The organism is Gemelliphila sp. 1F1 (genome assembly GCF_056897515.1).
Genome location: NZ_JBXHBE010000002.1, coordinates 210,708 through 229,661, shown reverse-complemented (window position 1 = coordinate 229,661; position 18,954 = coordinate 210,708). Strand labels below are relative to the sequence as shown.

Genomic DNA, 18,954 nt, shown 5'->3' with positions numbered 1-18,954 from the left:
AAAAGGGGATTAATAATATGACAACAAAATATGTTTACAATTTCAAAGAAGGTAACAAAGATATGAAGAGTTTGCTTGGAGGAAAGGGAGCTAACTTAGCTGAAATGAGTTCTCTAGGAATAAGTGTTCCTCCAGGTTTCACTATTACTACAGAAAGCTGTAATGATTATTATGAAAATAATATGCGTATAAAACCGGAAATCATAAAGCAAATTAATGAACAATTAGCGGTTTTAGAAGAGTCTATGGGTAAAAAATTAGGAAGTTTAGAAGATCCATTATTAGTATCAGTAAGAAGTGGAGCAGTATTCTCTATGCCTGGTATGATGGATACAATACTTAATTTAGGACTAAACGATGAAACTACAATAGTTTTGGCTAAGAAAAATAATGATTATAAGTTTGCTTATGATAGTTATAGAAGATTTATTCAAATGTTTTCTGATGTAGTTATGGGAGTAGAAAAGTATAAATTTGAAGCGGTACTAACACGTGTTCGTAATGAGAAAGGATATGAACAAGATAGTGATATGACGCCTGATGATTTATTTAAAGTAGTAGAAGAATTTAAGAAAATTTATCAAAAAGAAGTAGGAAAACCATTCCCTAGTAATGTTCAAGAACAATTAATGCTGGCGGTAGAAGCAGTATTTAAATCTTGGAATAATAATAGAGCAAAAGTTTATCGTAGACTAAATGGTATAAGTGATAAGTTAGGAACGGCAGTTAATATTCAGGCAATGGTATTCGGTAATATGGGTGATAATTGTGGAACAGGTGTTTGCTTTAGTAGAAATCCATCTACTGGAGAAAATAAATTGTTCGGAGAATATTTGATAAATGCACAAGGAGAAGATGTAGTAGCTGGAATAAGAACTCCGAAACCAGTTTCTGTATTGCAAGCAGAGTTACCATCGATTTATGATGAATTGGTATCTCTTACTAAGATTTTAGAAAATCACTATAAAGATATGCAAGATATTGAATTTACTATAGAAAATGAGAAATTGTATATTCTACAAACTAGAAATGGTAAAAGAACAGCTTTAGCTGCAGTAGAAATAGCAGCTTCGTTAGTCGAAGAAGGTATTTTAACTAAAGAAGAAGCATTATTACGTATTAATTCGGATGATATCAACCAATTGTTGCATCCTACTTTTGAACCTAAAGCATTAAAAGAGGCAACACTATTAACTCAAGGACTAGCAGCTTCTCCAGGGGCAGCAACAGGAGCAATTTATTTTACAGCAGAAGATGCAGTAAATGCTTCTAATAGTAAAGATGTAATATTAGTCAGAGAAGAAACTTCACCTGAAGATATAGAAGGAATGGTTAGCTCACAAGCTATAGTAACTTCAAGAGGAGGAATGACATCACACGCTGCCGTAGTAGCTAGAGGAATGGGTAAATGTTGTGTTTGTGGTTCTCAAAACATGATTATTGATTATGAAGAAAAAACTTTACGAGTAGGAGATGTAATATTAAAAGAAGGAGATATTATATCTGTTGATGGAAGTAGTGGAAAAGTTTATTTGGGAAGTATTGCTAAATCTGATTCTTCATTTACAGATAGTTTCAAAAAAATAATTTCTTGGGCAGATGATATAAGAGAGTTAAAAATTTTTGTGAATGCTGATAATGAAAAAGATGCAAAAGTTGGATTTGATTTTGGAGCAGAAGGTGTAGGATTGTGTAGAACAGAGCATATGTTCTTTGAAGAGGATAGAATAAGTTCTGTTAGAAAAATGATATTATCAAATAATGAAGAAGAAAGAAAAGTACATTTAGACAAATTACAGCCGATACAAAGTGAAGATTTCTATAGAATATTCAAAGAAGCTCAAGGAAAATCTGTTAATATTCGTTTATTAGATCCACCTTTACATGAATTTTTACCACATGATGACAAAACTATTGCGACAATATCTAATGAATTAGAGATTTCTGTTGAGAAATTAAAAGAAAAGATTAAAAGTATTGCAGAATTCAATCCTATGATGGGGCATAGAGGTTGTAGGCTTGGTGTAACTTATCCAGAAATTTATTTAATGCAGGCAAAAGCTATAGGACAAGCAGCTATTCGAGCTAAAAAAGAAGGAATTGAAGTAAATGTAGAAGTTATGATTCCTTTAGTAGGAATAAGTGATGAATTGAAATATTTGAAAGATCAAATAGAAGATTTATTAGAAAAAGATATCCAACTTTACAATCAACCATTTAATTATAAAATAGGAACTATGATAGAGATTCCAAGAGCTTGTTTGGTAGCAGATGAAATAGCTAATTATGCAGAATTCTTTAGTTTCGGAACTAACGATTTAACTCAACTTACTTTTGGTTATTCTCGTGATGATGCAGAGAAATTTATAGATATTTATAAAAAGAAAAATATCCTAGAATCTGATCCGTTTGTTAATTTGGATAGTAGTGGTGTATTAGAACTTATGAAGATAGCTATAAACAAAGCTAAACAAACGAGACCTGATATTAAGTTAGGTATTTGTGGAGAGCATGGAGGAGATGAAAAATCTATAGAATTAGTAGGAAATATTGGTTTAGATTATGTTTCTTGTTCACCATACAGAGTTTTAATAGCTAAACTAGCTGCGGCTAAAACAGCGATAAAGAATAAGTAATAATTGAGAATATAGTAAAAAAACCGTGAATATATAATTTCACGGTTTTTGTTTTTTTAAGTTTTTGGATTAACAGTTATTTTCTAACAGCATCCATAAATAATACTACACCTTGATATAAGAAAGATATAGCAACTAAATAAGCAGCAGCTAAGCTTGCAATTATTGGATTAAAATATACAAATAATCCAATTAGAATACTTAAGATACCAGTCCAAATAAGTAGGTTACTTAAGTTAGGTAGTTTACTTCTAAGTTTGAATGCACGAATAAGACGTATAACTCCATAGACTATTAACCAGATACCTATTACAACAGGAATAACTAATGGTAAAGTTATGAATGATCCTGATAATAGATATATAGCTATTATAATATTAAGAATACCAGAAAATAGTAACCAACCATCACGGTCATCTTTTTCTATATTAAAATAAGTTACAGTTTCAGATATACCACCTAATAGTATCCCAAATGAAATAAGCCAGCTTATACTAAGTAAATTAACTGCCGGATTTACAATTAAATAGATAGCTAATACAATTTGTAAAATTCCACCTATTATATAAAGCCATTTTTCTGATTTTTTCATAAATAAACCTCTTTTCATAAAATTTCATTAAATTATAGCAAATTTTATAATTTAAGTCAATTATAAATTAGCATTATTTTTTGTTTTCTTTTTCATAAATCTTTTAATTATGATAGCTAATCCTCCAAATATAATAACAATAGGAATTGCATTGAGAGGGAAGAATAGAGAAATTACAATTAAAGCTATTACTTCTTGTTTGCTAACAGTTATTAAGAAAGTAGTTGCTATTATGGAAATCATTACCGTTGAGTTAGCTTCCGGAAAAATTACCGACCAAGCATATCCTTGTAAAAATGCGGAGAACATTAATGGAAAAATATCTCCACCTTTCCATCCAGTATTTAGGCAGATAGAAAGAAATAGTAACTTAATAATGGATGATAAAAATAAAAATACAGCACTTAATTGTAATGCCATATCAACTACTAGGTGCATAGTGTGTTGGCCAGAGAATAATAAATTAGGAGCAAAGTTTGCTACTAGAAATATTACTATCCCTCCAAATATAATTTTTTGATTAAGTGTATAAGAATTTTTTATGAATTTCTCTATCTGCTTATCTGCTACTCTATATAGGAAACCTGTAATTATAACAATAGGAATTATGGGTAGGGCATAAGGAATAGTTTTTATAACATTATCTACACTTCCTATTTTAGTTACAAATCCAGGTGCATCTACTAGATTGCTAAGGAGTACATATATAATAATACCATTTATTATTAATAGTATATTTAGTAATTTTTCTTTTTTGAATGTATTTTGTTTTGTTTTTGATTTTAGGTAATTTGTTGGATGGAATAATAGTTCTAATTTTTTATTAAATTTAAGAGTTACAAAATTCTCATAATTTTGAAAAATATAGCGTGCCTTATCAGCTTGCCAAATCGACAATCCATACAAAATTCCCATTAAAGTTGCTTCTGGTCCAACTCCAGCTCCAACAACTAAAACTACTAGTGCTGAAATTGTATTTTGAATTATATTGTAATTTCCTATACTGCCATTCTTTTTAAAAATATGCTCTACTTCGTGATGGTTTTGTGGTACATCTCCATATAGTTTTTTTATAAGTAGTAAAATAATAGTACCTGTAAAAATTAATATAAAATTATATAGCATATTATATGTGTTAATCTTATCTTTTAGCGTGTGCCAAAGAAAATGTGTTAATGCAGATTCTATTCTAAGAAATAAGAATGCAAATAGTCCTATTATTGAACTATAAATAATACTTATTAATAAAATATTTAATTGTTTGGATTTCATTTTTTCTCCTAATAATGTTTAAATTGTAATAAATGTTTTATACTTTAAGGGTTTTGACATCAGGTGTCAAGTTATAAATAACGTCTTTTCTTTCGATGATTATACTAACTTTATTATACAGCTCTTTATTAGATTTAATATTGTCCAGTAATTCTTTGCTAGGATTAATTGCTATTGGATTACCTACTTTACTAAGCATTCTATAATCCCCCTGAGTATCTCCGTAAGCAAAAGATTTTTCTAAATCTATATTATATTCTAATACCAGTTTATCAATCATATTGTTCTTACTTTCTGAATCCCACATAGGAATTACTTCACCAGTAAATTTATTATTTTCCATAATATACTTACTACCTATACTCAAAAACACTCCGTGTTTCTCACCCATTTTTTCTACTAGAAAATCTGGACTTCCAGAAATAAAAAATACTAGATGATTTTTTTCTTTGTGATCTTTGATAATATTTCTAGTATATTTATATACTCTATCAGATTTTAGTTGGATTACTTTTCTTGCAACAAAATCAAGTTCTTCTTTTGTCAAACCTTTTATCGCTTCTTGGTATCTAGTAGATAATTCGAAAAGGTAGTTGTCATAATCATCTTCTCTTTTATCCCAACTATTGTAAAGGTGTCTTATGTCATTTATCCAAATTTTTTCATCTAATATTTCGTAACGTATAAGTTTTTTGAAATGTTCAGTCATCAATGAATCTCTATATAAGGTTCCATCTATATCAAAAAATACCGCTATTTTTTTATTGGTCATTGATAAGATTACCTCCTTTTAAATATATTTTGATTAATGTTATCATAGTTTTTGATAAAATACAATATTCTTAAGGTCTTAAATATATTTTAAATGTATAATTTTATGTCTTAATAAAAATTTTTGATAAATATCCTTAAAGTAAATATGTAGTAAATTATAAAAAAACTAATGTAGTATATAAAGTAAAAATATATTATTATAATTATTTTAACAATTAATATTAATTGTGTTATAATCTATTTAATATATTTTAAGAAAGGAGTTTAGTATGTATTTAATAAAGAAATTAAGTTGGTTTTTGAAGAAAGAAAAGAAAGCATATATAATAGCAATATTATCTTTGATAATCATCAGTATTTTAAATTTAATACCTCCTAAAATTATAGGGATGGTCATAGATAGTGTTACAGAGAAAACTCTAACTCAAAGAGATTTATTTGTTAATGTATTTATTTTGTTAATTGCAGCTTTAGCTATGTATGTTTTGAGATATATTTGGAGAACTAGTTTATTTGGTGCTGCAAATAGATTGCAAAGAATTTTACGTTATAATTTGTTTGAACATTTTACAAAAATGTCTCCTTCTTTTTATCAAAAATATCGTACTGGTGATTTAATGGCTCATGCTACTAACGATATAAATGCTGTAGGTCAAACTGCTGGAGCAGGAGTAATGTCCGCAGTTGATGCTACAATAACGGCCTTAGTTACATTAATTACTATGTTTTTTACAATTTCTTGGCAATTAACATTGGCGGTATTAGTACCATTACCTTTTATGGTTTTTTGTACTAATAGATTGGGTAAAAAATTACATAATAGTTTCAAGGACTCTCAAGCAGCATTTTCTGAATTAAATAATAATGTTCAAGAAAGTATTTCAGGAATAAAGGTTACTAAATCTTTTGATTATGGAGAAGAAGAGTATAGTAAATTTAAGCAAACAAATGATATTTCTTATGAAAAAAATATAAAGACTATGAAATATGATTTGTTATTTGACCCTGCAATAATAATTTTTATAGGAATGTGTTATGTTATATCTCTTGTGTTTGGGGGTTATTTAGTTTACTCTGGAGATATTACAGTGGGAGGCTTAGTAACATTTATTACATATTTAGATATGCTTGTTTGGCCACTGTTGGCTATGGGATATTTATTTAATGTTATTCAACGAGGGAATGCATCATACGGGCGTATAGAAAGTATTTTATCAGAAAAATCTGATATAGTAGAAGCCCAAAATCCTATAACTAGTATTAATAATGGAAAGATTGTTTACAATGTAAAATCATTTTCTTATGATAATAATATTACTTTGAAAGACATAAATTTTGAAATAGAAAAAGGAAAAACTTTAGGTATCGTTGGGCAGACAGGATCAGGGAAAACTACACTTTTAAAATTATTACTAAGAGAACGTGATGTTGAAAATGGAGAAATATCTATAAATAATAACAATATAAAAGATTATTTACTTAAAGATTTACGAAGTTTGATAGGATATGTCCCACAAGATCAAATATTGTTTTCTGCTACTATAAGAGATAATATAGCATTTGCAAAACCTAATAGTACAGATGAACAAATATCAAAAGTAGCTAAACTTAGTTGTGTTTATGATGATATTGTAGAAATGCCTAAAGGTTTTGATACTATAGTAGGAGAGAGAGGTGTTTCTCTTTCTGGAGGTCAAAAACAAAGGATAGCAATAAGTAGAGCTTTGATTACCGAATCAGATATATTAATTTTAGATGATTCTTTGAGTGCTGTAGATGCCAAAACAGAGGATATTATCTTACATAATTTACAAGAGATAAGAAAGAACAAGACAACTATTATAACCGCTCATAGATTAAGTGCGGTAGTTCATGCTGATTTAATTATAGTTATGCAAAATGGTACTATAATAGAGAGTGGTACACATAGTGAGTTAATAGAAAATGCAGGTTGGTATGCAGACACTTATAATAAACAACAAATAGAAAGTAGTTTAGGTGGTGATTAATGATATGAAAGAAAAGAATAACAATACACCGACAGCTAAAGAACAATGGAGGATATTCAAAAGATTAATTACATACACTAACAAATATAAAGTGTTACTTATTATAGCTTTAATATTTTTATTTCTTAATACGGTAGTTAGAGCAGTAATACCACAAGTGGCAAAAGAGTTTATAGATAACTATATAGGAAATAGCAATTTTAATCGTAATATTGTGATTTTCACAATAATAATTTACTATTCTCTTTTCCTACTAGAAGCCATATTTTATTATGTAGGTGGAATGAGTTTTGAAAAATTATCTTTTGGTATTATAAAAGACTTACGAAATGAATCATTTAGAAATGTTCAAAAATTGGGAATGAAATATTTCGATAATACATCTTCTGGAGGTATTGTATCAAGGCTTACTAATGACACAGAAAGTATAAGTAATATGTTTAGCTTAGTATTTAGTAATTTTATTTCTGGAACATTTTTGATTGTAGTTAGTTTATATTCTATTTTTACTCTGGATATTACAGTAGGATTCTTAACGCTATCGTTACTTCCTATAATTTTTGTATGTATGTATTATTATAGAAAACTTTCTGTTAAGGTAGTTGGAGATATGAGAAGTAAATTAAGTTCTATTAATTCTAAGTTAGCTGAAAGTATAGATGGTATGACTATTATTCAATCTTTTAGACAAGAAAACAGAGTAATTGACGAATTTGAAAAAACTAATAATGATTATTATAAATTATATATTAAATATTTACGTGTAGATAGTTTGCTTTTAAGACCGGCTTTAGCATTATTAAAAATGATAGCTTATATAATGTTACTTATGTATTTTGGTTTGCGTGGAGAAGTTTTGGGGCTTACAGCAGGAACTATGTATGCACTAATTCAATATATAAATAGATTTTTTAACCCGATGATAGATTTAACTCAAAGTTTTTCAACGTTACAAACGTCAGTAGTATCGGCAGAAAGAGTATTTAAACTTATTGATGAGGAGGAATATGAACCACATCAATTAAATAAAGATGTATATATAGAAGAAGGCAATATAGAGTTTAAAAATGTTTCGTTTAGCTATAACGGAGAAATAGATGTTTTGAAAAATATTAGCTTTAAAGTTAATAAAGGAGAAACTATAGCTTTTGTTGGACACACAGGATCTGGGAAATCTTCTATTATAAACCTATTTATGAGATTTTATGAATTTAATAGAGGAGAGATATTAATAGATGGTACTAATATAAAAGATTATAGTAGGAAAGAATTATTTAAAAACATTGGATTAGTATTACAAGATCCATTTCTATATCACGGTAACATAGAAGATAACATAAAACTTTTTTCTAGTGATATATCATCAGAAGATGTTGAAGAAGCGGCTAAGTTTGTAGATGCTGATAATTTTATCACTCAATTAGAAAATTCATATAAACATAAAGTTACAGAGAGAGGATCTACTTTCTCATCGGGACAACGTCAGCTCATAGCTTTTGCGAGAACTATAGCACATAAGCCGAAAATATTAATTTTGGATGAAGCAACAGCTAATATAGATTCAGAAACTGAAGAGATAATTCAAAATTCTCTTAGAAAGATGAGAAGAGGAAGAACAACTATAGCGATAGCTCATAGGTTATCTACGATACAAGATGCTAATTGTATATATGTTCTTAATAAAGGAGAAATAGTAGAAAGTGGAACTCACGAAGAGTTATTAGAGAAAAAAGGTTTATATTATAAAATGTATAAATTACAGACAGGAATGATGTAAATAAAAATAGTACTTGTGAAAATTTCACAAGTACTATTTTTTACTATTTATAGTTTTTCGTAGTCTTCTGGAACATCAAAAGGATTTTCTTTGTTGATATGATCGTAGAATAATATTCCGTTTAGATGATCTATTTCGTGTTGGAAACAGATAGCAGGCAAATCAGTTAAGTTGAGTGTTATTTTTTCATCGTTCTCATTAAATCCTACAACTTTTATTTTTGCATATCTAGGAACATATCCTTTTATTTCTTTATCTACAGATAGACATCCTTCTCCGCTTTCTAAGTAACATTTTTTTGCTGAATGCGAGATAATTTTAGGATTGTATAATGCGTATGATACTGTGTTTTCTGGATTTTCGCCGTCTAGAATATGAACGGCAATCATACGTTTTGATACATTTATTTGCGGTGCGGCTAGACCAATTCCAGGCTTTAAATCGTACTTTTCACAAAGTTCATCATCTTGAGATGCTATTACATACTCTAGAAGCTGTTTTAATATTTTTTTATCATCTTCTGAAATAGGTGATACTACTTCTTCAGCTCTTTTTCTAAGTGTGTTATGTGGATCAATTATTATATTTTTTTTTGTTATCAAATTTATTCTCCTTAATCTTTTTACTTTATTGTAATACATAGTTTCAAATAGTTCAATAAAATAAAAACAACAAAAATATAATTTGTTGTTTTTACCTTAAATATCTATTTTTCTTTAAATCCGCTTTTTAGTAACATTTCCGAAGTTTGCTTAAAGCTAACTTTTGTAGCGTTAGCATCTCCAGAGAAATCTGAGCCAACTAGCTTTTTAGCTCTTAGAGTCTTAAGGTCAACCTTAGTATAATCAACCTCAACATCTTCTACAATACTATTATCTTTATATTCAAATTTTTGTGTTACTCCTTCTATACCTTGATAAGTAGTAGAAATTTGTTCCATTTCAGTTTTCATAAGTTCTTTTTGTTCGTCTGTAAATGAATCTAACTGTATTACAGTATGAGCAGTTTGTTTTGTAACTTCGTCATCTTTGTAATAAAGGGCAATTTCAACAGTAGTTGCTTGATTAGGATTAGCAACGTATGTTTTGCTTTCTTCTGGTTTAGAACAACCTGCTAATATTAATATAGATACTAAAAATAATGATAAAGCCTTAAATATTTTATTCATAATTTTTGAAACCTTCCTTTTTAAAATGATTAACATATTAATTATAACATTATAGAAAGATAAAATCAATGTAAATTAGCTTTAAAAATAGTTATTTTAAAGATATTTAGAAGTCTAAAAAAATAAAAGTCAAAAAAAGTCAAAAAAATTTCAAAAAAGTGTTGACTTTTTTTGACCTAAATGATAATATATTAAATATGAATTAGCACTCTACCAATTCAAGTGCTAATTTATAAATGTAAGAAGGTGATTATATGCTATTAGATAGGCAAATACTTATCCTTCAAACTATAGTAGAAAATTTTATTGATACTAATCAGCCAGTAGGTTCAAAAGTTATTTCTAAAAATATTAACTTTAGTTCTGCAACTATTAGAAATGATATGAGTAAATTAGAAAAAGAAGGACTTATTATGAAGACACATACTTCTTCTGGTAGAGTACCTTCAGAAAAGGGATATCGTTACTATATAGATTATATAAAATCTGATTATAAATTAACTAGTGATGATAATAGGAAGTTACAAAGTATATCTGATGATAGTTACAATTCTGAAGGGAATTTTTTGGAAAAAAATGCTATAGTATTGTCCGATTTAACGGATTGTACAGCGGTAATATTAGCACCTACAAAAACGGATAATAGAATTAATAAAATTGAAGTAATTTTATTAAGTAGTAGAAGTATTTTGGTACTATTAATAACTACAACCGGAGAAGTTTATCAACAAAATTATAAGTTGGATTCTGATTTTTCGGAAGACGATGTGGCGGAGGTTAATAAGATTTTGGCAACATATTTTTATGATGTTGATATGGCCACTGCACATATACTTATTCACGGAGAGTTAGAAAGATACTTAAAGGAAAAAGTTAATAACTATGATGTTATTGTAGTAGCATTAAACAGATTACTTCAAAATAAAATTAAGAAAACTATAGCATTGGGTGGAAAGTACAATTTGCTAAAGCAAACAGATATAAATGATTTAGATAAATTAAAAGAAATAGTTACCCTTTTGGAAGATGAAAATATTATCAATTTAATTGATGAGCATTCTAGTGATGATGAAACTTCTATAAAAATAGGTAATGAACTTTCGTTTGGTAGTATAAAAGAACTTTCATTAGTATCGAGTAAATATAGCACTGATAAAGGTGAAGGAGTTATTGCTGTATTTGGACCGAAAAGAATGAATTACAAGAAAGTTATGGCATTAATAACTTGTGTAAAAGATAACTTAAACAGCAATTTAAAATAGCAGGAGGTAAAAATGACCGCTGAGAATAATAACCAAGAAGAAGTAAAAGAAGAATTAGAAAATCAAGAAGATAATGTAGTTGACGTTGAAGATTCTAATGAAGAAATTATAGAAGAACAAACAGTAGAGCAAATTTTAGAAGCAAAAGTTTTGAAATTAGAAGAAGAAGTAAAAGAAGCAGAAGACAAATATCTTAGACTTTATGCTGAATTTGAAAATTTTAAGAAGCGTAAAAATCAAGAAATAGAAACTAACAATAAGTACAAGAGTCAAAGTGTAATATCAAGTATATTACCTAGTCTAGATAATTTAGAAAGAGCTTTAGAAGCAACAGAAGAAACTGAGGCTACAGAAGCATTGCTAAAAGGTGTAACAATGGTATATGAAGGAATTCAAAATGCTCTAAAAAACGAAGGAGTTGAAGTAGTAACACCTACTGGAGAGCAATTTGATCCTAATTATCATCAGGCAGTTATGCAAGATTCTGATGAGGACAAAGAAAGTGGTATAGTATTGGAAACATTCCAAAAAGGATATACACTTAAAGATAGGGTAATTAGACCCGCAATGGTAAAAGTAAACAACTAAAATATTGAAAATATAACTTAACAACGGAGGAAAAAAATAATGTCAAAAATTATAGGAATAGATTTAGGAACAACAAATTCATGTGTATCAGTATTAGAAGGTGGAGAAGCAAAAGTAATACCAAATCCAGAAGGAAATAGAACAACTCCATCGGTAGTAGCATTTAAAGGTGATGAAATTCAAGTAGGGGAAGTAGCTAAACGTCAAGCTATTACAAATCCAAATACGGTAATATCTATTAAACGTCATATGGGGACAGATTATAAAGAATCTGTTAATGGAAAAGAATACTCTCCACAAGAAATTTCTGCTATGATTTTACAAAATTTGAAAGCAACAGCAGAAAGTTATCTTGGAGAGAAAGTTACAAAAGCAGTAATTACAGTTCCTGCTTACTTTAACGATTCTCAACGTCAAGCAACAAAAGATGCTGGAAAAATAGCAGGATTAGAAGTAGAAAGAATAATAAACGAGCCTACAGCAGCAGCATTAGCTTATGGATTAGAAAAAACAGACGTAGATCAAAAAGTTCTAGTATTTGACTTAGGTGGAGGAACATTCGACGTTTCTATCTTAGAATTAGGGGACGGAGTATTTGAAGTATTGTCTACTTCTGGAGATAACTTACTAGGAGGAGATGATTTTGACCAAGCTATTATTGATTACCTAGTATCAGAATTTAAGAAAGAACAAGGAATAGATTTATCTCAAGATAAAATGGCTATGCAACGTCTAAAAGATGCTGCAGAAAAAGCTAAAAAAGACTTATCAGGAGTAACTTCTACACAAATATCATTACCATTCATTTCTGCTGGAGCTAATGGACCAGTCCACTTAGAAAATACGTTAACTCGTGCTAAATTTGATGAATTAACTCATAATTTAGTAGAGAGAACATTAGTTCCTACACGTCAAGCATTAAAAGATGCAGAATTAAGTCCAAGTGATATTGACCAAGTAATATTGGTAGGGGGATCAACTCGTATTCCAGCAGTTCAAGAAGCTATCAAAAAAGAAATGGGTAAAGAACCTCATAAAGGAGTTAACCCAGATGAAGTAGTAGCTATGGGAGCAGCTATTCAAGGTGGAGTAATTTCTGGAGATGTTAAAGATGTAGTCCTACTAGATGTTACGCCATTATCATTAGGTATCGAAACTATGGGATCAGTTATGACTGTGCTAATCCCAAGAAATACAACTATACCTACTTCAAAATCACAAGTGTTCTCAACAGCAGTTGATAATCAACCAGCAGTAGATATTCACGTACTTCAAGGTGAAAGACCGATGGCTAACGATAACAAAACATTAGGTCGTTTCCAATTAACAGATATACCAGCAGCACGACGTGGAGAACCACAAATAGAAGTAACATTTGATATAGATAAAAATGGTATTGTAAATGTTACAGCAAAAGATTTAGGAACACAAAAAGAACAAAAAATTACTATTGAATCAAGTAGCTCATTAACAGAAGAAGATATTGATAGAATGGTAAAAGAAGCAGAAGCTAATGCAGAAGCAGATGCAAAACGTAAAGAAGAAGTAGACATCAGAAATGAAGCTGATCAATTATCATTCCAAGCAGATAAAGCATTAGAAGATGGAAAAGATAAAGTTGATCAAAGTTTACTAGATGCTATAAAAGAAAAAAATGACAAATTAAAAGAAGCTATCAAAAATAATGCTTTAGATGATATTAAGTCAGCTAAAGAAGAATTAGAAAAAGCTGTTCATGAAATGACTATGAAACTTTATGAACAAGCTAGTGCAGCTCAAGCTCAAGCATCACAAAATGCAGAACAGACATCTAGTGATGATGATACTATTGATGCAGATTTCACAGAGAAAAAATAATTTTGAATAAACTATTTTAGATTAAAAATACAAAATCCACTAAATTCTAAATACTTTAAGGAGTTTAGAACTTAGTGGTTTTGTTAATATAAATGTAATTTGAGGTGAAATAATGGCAAAAAGAGATTATTATGAGGTGCTAGGTCTAAGTAAAGGAGCTTCAGCTCAAGAAATAAAAAAAGCATACAGAAAATTATCTAAACAATACCATCCAGATATCAATAAAGAGCCAGATGCTAATGAAAAGTTTAAAGAAATAACAGAAGCTTATGAAGTTCTTAGCGATGATAACAAGAAAGCTCAATATGATCAATTCGGTCATTCTGCTTTTGAACAAGGTGGTTTTGGCGGAAGCGGAGGCTTTGGTGGCTTCGGTGGAGGATTTAGCGGAGCAGACTTTGATGATTTAGGAGATATTTTCTCTAGTTTCTTCGGTGGAGGATCTCGTAGAGCTAATCCTAATGCTCCTAGACAAGGAGAAGATTTGCTTCATAGAATAAATATAAGCTTTAATGATTCTGTTTTTGGAGCTACTAAGAATATAAAAATTAGAAAAGATGTAGAATGTGATCATTGTCATGGAAGTGGAGCGAAAAATTCTTCAAGTGTAGAAACTTGTACAACTTGTCATGGAAGTGGTGTAGAAACAGTAGTTCAAAGTACAGTGTTTGGACAAGTACAATCACAAAGAACATGTTCAACTTGTCAAGGACGAGGAAAAATAATTAAAGATAAATGTTCTCACTGTTTTGGAAAAGGATATAACAACAAAGAAGTAGAGTATGAAATAGAAATACCGGCAGGTATAAAGTCTGGACAACGTGTAAGGCTACAAGGAAAAGGTGGTCATGGAATTAACGGAGGCCCAGCAGGAGATTTATTTGTAGAAGTTTTAGTTGCAGAAGATAGTTATTTCCATAGAGAAGGTGATGACATCTATACTGAATTAGAACTTTCTCCTGCACAAGCAGCCTTAGGAGCTAAAATTGATGTGCGAACTTTAACAGGTGAAATTGAATTAAATGTTCCAGCAGGTACGCAACATGGTAGAAGATTTAAACTTTCAGGAAAAGGTGTAAAAAGTGTAATGGGATATGGTCAAGGTAATCATTATATAGTAGCATCTATAAAAATACCGAAAGATTTATCACGTGAGGAAAGAGAATTATATGAAAAATTAGCTAAATTACGTGATGAAAAATATACAGAGGAAACGGGCTTCTTCGAAAAAGCTAAACGCAAGGCAAAAGATATATTAGATGATTTGTAGAAATTAGTATTTTAATTTGAGAGAAATAAGGTTTTTATTTCTCTCATTTTTGTTATTAGAGCATAAATATTTAGTGGAGGTAGTTATCGTGGTATAATCAATAAGTTCGTATATATTGAGCTATACAATAGAAATAGAGGGAAAAGAATGAAAAAAATAATATTAAGAACAGTAATGTTAGCACTACTAGTAATATTACTAGTGATGTTATTAGTAGGGTGCGTAAAAATAAATTTAAAATCAAATGCAGTATATTATGCGAAAAATATGCCAAGAGGAGAAGGACAAGAACCAGAATTAATAATGTTAATAGACAATTTATGGTGGGTGGATAATCCAGATATAGAAGGAATACAATACAATTTAGATGGAGTTAGGACGGTTAAAACTCCTAATGGTAGGAGATACCTTAGTAATTCCTATGAAAATATATATATATTCAGATGAAGAATATAATTTTTATAAATTTAATAGAAGATTTGAATTATTATTTATGTTGAATGATAAAGATGAAGAAGTAAATATTAACTCTGTAGATAAAAATAAAATAGTTTCGGAGATAAAATCACTAGTACAACCTGTAATTGACAAACAAGATAAGCCACTAATAAATCTCCAATGGATATTTAATTTAGTATATCAAGATGAGTTTAAATAGAAGTATACAAATCTATGTAAGTAAAAATACTTACATAGATTTTATTTTATAAATGCATAAGTTTTCTATAATAATAAATATTATGATATAATCATTGAGTTCGAAAGGAGGAAAAATGAGAAAAATAAAAATTATATTAAGTTTAATGATGATGTTTTTATTACCAGGAAATATTGTTTTGGCAGAAACAACCCTAACTAATGTAGTAGATAAAAATACATCAAATTCGAACAAAAACTATCAGAATGAAAGTGTAACTATTGGTAATGATTCACTAACCATTGGAACACCTTCAAAATCTAATAATACAAGCACATCTAATATTCCACAAATTACCCACTATGTTATTAATGGAGAAGTGGATAATACAAAAACGGGAATTGACTTTTATAATAATATTTCTATTTCATTAATAGGAGATAACTTAACAAACAGGCATTTCTTGACTAAAGAAGGGTTACACTGGTCAGATAGAACATATGTTGAGCTAATCCAAGGACAAGAATTAGGAATACTTAACGATGCTACTACATTTGGTGTTCAAAATACACCTAGTATAGAAGTTAAAGCATATAGAAATAATAAAGGAGATTCTGGAAGAATTAATTTTGTAGGAAAAACTAAATCTAACGAAGATTTAGATTTAATTTGGACAGTAATTGATTCAGATAAAGAAGAATGGGCTAACAATTCTGGTTACGCTAATAATAATCGTATAAAAGGATTAGGTTTTGCAGGAGAACAATTTATTCCAGGAGCAACTGGAAATTCTATTGCCGTCTTATATAATAACGCAAGTAACTTAGGTATTAATTACAAGATAGTAAAACACGGTACAATGGAAGAAATGCCAGTAGTATTAAGCTTTATTTCAACAGATATTGACGCAGCTCAAGGAGTACAGACAGATTTAGCTAATATTACAGAAATTATTCCTAAAGAATCAAATTTAGTAAAGAAAGATAATATTATTTATGATGCTACTCCTGGGGTAGTTGGATTAAATGGCTCTGTAGACTTACCCAAAGGTGGCTATTTAGGTGCAGGATTTTTATCTAGTTTTGATTATATATTTTATTCGCCAGCACCTGAGAGAGTTAATGATTCATATTACTATCCTATAGCTGTAAGATATGATATATTCGGTAGTAGTTTACAAGCTAATCTATTTACAAGGTTACAAAATCATATTACAGTTAGTTATGTAGATGAATCTGGAATAACTATAAAACCTAATGAAGAATTTACAGGATTTCATGACGAAAAGTACTTGTTCCAATCTGTAGCTATACCAAAGTACAAATTAGTAGATATTAAAAAAGATGAATCAAATCTTAACTATCCAAAATTACAATTCGTATATAGACCAGTATATACTGTTACTTTGAAATTCACTGATGAATCAGGAAAAGCTTTGGCAAAAGATAAAGTTTTTCTAGCAGAAAAAGGGTATTCCCTACTATATAATGCAGACAATATAGCAGAATTTACTTCGCCAAATCAATTGAAAACAGTAGTCAATAAGGATATAGAGCATACATTTGTTTATAAGAAGATTGTAAAACCTATTGAGAAAAAAGAAGATTTAGTAGATAATAAAGTAAGTAAAGAAAACATTGCTAAAGAAAATACTAATAACAAAGTTATAGGTAATATAGAACTACCAGTAAACTATAGTAACTATATAAGACCAACTCAACCGATTCAAATTCCTAGACCTACAAATTTCAATAATATTAATAATAATTCTACAATTATACAAAATACTTATATACCAGCAGAGTTAGAACAGAAAACTGCATATGTAGAAAAAAATAACGAAAAAGTAGATCCATTTTTAATAAATACTGGAATGACAAAAGAAGAAAAAGAGATTTTCTTAAATTATATTAAAGAAGTAGCCAAAAAATCTAGAGAAAAACACGGTAATAATCAAGATAAGATAAATCACGATATTACGAATGCTATTGCCTACAGTGTATATCACAATGATTCTCTACAAAAAAAGACTAATGATTTCGGGGAAAGACCTGAAAATTTGGATGATGATTTAAGAAAATTAATTGATAATTCACATTACGATTTAAGATTTATTATAGATTTCCCACATTTAGCAGCGCCACTAGCTACATCAGAGAAAAGCGTTTGGTGGAAAGAATCTATAAAATTTATTGGTGGCTTATCTCCGCTTAATTTATTAGGAGTAAGCCCTAAAGACGTCTTATTTCTAAATAATTCAATGACAGGTGATTTATTAACTCATATAGATGAAAAAGATGCTAGAACTAACAAAGATGCTTATATTTTAAAATATCATCCTGATTTTAAAGATTTGTCGCTAGAAGAAAGAATTGAAAAATATTATAGTATAGAAAGTCTTGAAACAAAAAGACAAGAGTATTACAATGAAGTTTTAGAATTAAAAGGTATAAAATATTTACCAATTGATAACTATATTCTTATTAACTACGGAGCTATACTCAGTTTAGCAGGATTAGGGCTAATATCTTTAACAGCGTTAAGAAAATTTAAAAAAATCTTAAAGTATGTTATACCTGGATTTAAAGAAGTGTTTAAACATACCAAAAACTTTGTGAGCAATAAAATAACAAGTTTCACTAGTAAGGTAACAGCAGGCGTTATAACTGCGAAAAAAGTAGGTGTTAGTATATTAAAAGGAGTAAAAAAAGCAGTAACAGCTACTTATAAAAATGTAATAAAACCAGTAGTTAAAACAATTAATAAGACAGTTATACAACCTATAACAAAACATATAGTAAAACCTACATTAAAAATTGTAAATAAAGTAATAGTAAAACCAGTGCAAAAAATAGCGAGTGTTATTTATAACAAAGTAGTAAAACCGATTCATACTAAAATTATAAAACCAGTTTACAATAAAGTTATTAAGCCAGCAGTCAAAGTAGTAAGTAATTTTGTAGTAAAATCTATTAATAATTTTGTACGCCCCATTGCCAAAACGGTAATTACAAAAGTAGCCAAACCAGTAGGGAATTTTGTAGCTAAAAATATAGTTGCCCCAGCAGGAAGGTTAATAAAAAAACTATTTGGAAGAAACTAGAGGGAAAAG

Annotated in this window: 15 protein-coding genes; 10 read left to right on the top strand and 5 right to left on the bottom strand. The window is 29.0% G+C overall.

Annotated elements, in window-relative coordinates:
- The first annotated feature begins 17 nt into the window (after positions 1 to 17).
- Positions 18 to 2,636, top strand: coding sequence for a pyruvate, phosphate dikinase (ppdK, locus tag AC1XWJ_RS03295; protein ID WP_483334470.1), 2,619 nt, complete (start codon positions 18 to 20; stop codon positions 2,634 to 2,636).
- A gap of 76 nt (positions 2,637 to 2,712) precedes the next feature.
- Here ppdK and AC1XWJ_RS03290 read toward each other — a convergent pair whose 3' ends face one another.
- Genes AC1XWJ_RS03290 through AC1XWJ_RS03280 form a run of 3 tightly spaced genes read right to left on the bottom strand, consistent with a single transcriptional unit; the run spans position 2,713 to position 5,272 of the window.
- Entirely contained in the window at positions 2,713 to 3,228 is a 516-nt protein-coding gene (locus tag AC1XWJ_RS03290; RefSeq protein ID WP_483334469.1) for an HdeD family acid-resistance protein, read from the bottom strand.
- A 60-nt stretch (positions 3,229 to 3,288) separates the two neighbouring features.
- Entirely contained in the window at positions 3,289 to 4,500 is a 1,212-nt protein-coding gene (locus AC1XWJ_RS03285) for a chloride channel protein (protein WP_483334468.1), read from the bottom strand.
- A gap of 37 nt (positions 4,501 to 4,537) precedes the next feature.
- A complete protein-coding gene (locus tag AC1XWJ_RS03280; RefSeq protein ID WP_483334467.1) occupies positions 4,538 to 5,272 on the bottom strand; it encodes an HAD family hydrolase in 735 nt (244 codons plus the stop codon).
- A gap of 271 nt (positions 5,273 to 5,543) precedes the next feature.
- Here AC1XWJ_RS03280 and AC1XWJ_RS03275 point away from each other — a divergent pair, with 271 nt between their 5' ends.
- Positions 5,544 to 7,283: an ABC transporter ATP-binding protein gene (locus AC1XWJ_RS03275; protein WP_483334466.1), complete on the top strand. Its 1,740-nt coding sequence runs from the start codon at positions 5,544 to 5,546 to the stop codon at positions 7,281 to 7,283.
- A 4-nt stretch (positions 7,284 to 7,287) separates the two neighbouring features.
- Positions 7,288 to 9,060, top strand: a complete 1,773-nt coding sequence (locus tag AC1XWJ_RS03270) for an ABC transporter ATP-binding protein (RefSeq protein WP_483334465.1) — start codon at positions 7,288 to 7,290, stop codon at positions 9,058 to 9,060.
- A gap of 47 nt (positions 9,061 to 9,107) precedes the next feature.
- Here AC1XWJ_RS03270 and def read toward each other — a convergent pair whose 3' ends face one another.
- Both def and AC1XWJ_RS03260 read right to left on the bottom strand, forming a co-directional pair.
- Entirely contained in the window at positions 9,108 to 9,662 is a 555-nt protein-coding gene (gene def, locus AC1XWJ_RS03265) for a peptide deformylase (protein ID WP_483334464.1), read from the bottom strand.
- A 104-nt stretch (positions 9,663 to 9,766) separates the two neighbouring features.
- On the bottom strand, positions 9,767 to 10,228 hold the full coding sequence (locus AC1XWJ_RS03260; RefSeq protein ID WP_483334463.1) for a DUF1307 domain-containing protein: 462 nt from the start codon (positions 10,226 to 10,228) through the stop codon (positions 9,767 to 9,769).
- Between the two features lie 254 nt (positions 10,229 to 10,482).
- On the opposite strand from AC1XWJ_RS03260, the gene hrcA reads away from it, so the two are divergent.
- The 7 genes from hrcA (at position 10,483) to AC1XWJ_RS03225 (ending at position 18,945) form a co-directional block, all read left to right on the top strand.
- Complete coding sequence (gene hrcA, locus AC1XWJ_RS03255) at positions 10,483 to 11,490, top strand: heat-inducible transcriptional repressor HrcA (protein WP_483334462.1); 1,008 nt, start codon at positions 10,483 to 10,485, stop codon at positions 11,488 to 11,490.
- A 12-nt stretch (positions 11,491 to 11,502) separates the two neighbouring features.
- Positions 11,503 to 12,078, top strand: a complete 576-nt coding sequence (gene grpE, locus AC1XWJ_RS03250) for a nucleotide exchange factor GrpE (RefSeq protein ID WP_483334461.1) — start codon at positions 11,503 to 11,505, stop codon at positions 12,076 to 12,078.
- 39 nt (positions 12,079 to 12,117) lie between these two features.
- Complete coding sequence (gene dnaK, locus AC1XWJ_RS03245) at positions 12,118 to 13,935, top strand: molecular chaperone DnaK (protein WP_483334460.1); 1,818 nt, start codon at positions 12,118 to 12,120, stop codon at positions 13,933 to 13,935.
- 112 nt (positions 13,936 to 14,047) lie between these two features.
- Positions 14,048 to 15,205 (top strand): molecular chaperone DnaJ, encoded by a 1,158-nt coding sequence (gene dnaJ / locus AC1XWJ_RS03240; protein WP_483334459.1) that lies wholly within the window; start codon positions 14,048 to 14,050, stop codon positions 15,203 to 15,205.
- 147 nt (positions 15,206 to 15,352) lie between these two features.
- Entirely contained in the window at positions 15,353 to 15,652 is a 300-nt protein-coding gene (locus tag AC1XWJ_RS03235) for a hypothetical protein (RefSeq protein WP_483334458.1), read from the top strand.
- Complete coding sequence (locus tag AC1XWJ_RS03230; RefSeq protein ID WP_483334457.1) at positions 15,627 to 15,863, top strand: hypothetical protein; 237 nt, start codon at positions 15,627 to 15,629, stop codon at positions 15,861 to 15,863. The genes AC1XWJ_RS03235 and AC1XWJ_RS03230 overlap by 26 nt, the downstream gene beginning before the upstream one ends.
- Positions 15,864 to 15,978: 115 nt before the next feature.
- The gene (locus AC1XWJ_RS03225; protein ID WP_483334456.1) at positions 15,979 to 18,945 is read left to right on the top strand and encodes a MucBP domain-containing protein; all 2,967 of its coding nucleotides are present in this window, start codon (positions 15,979 to 15,981) and stop codon (positions 18,943 to 18,945) included.
- Positions 18,946 to 18,954 lie beyond the last annotated feature (9 nt).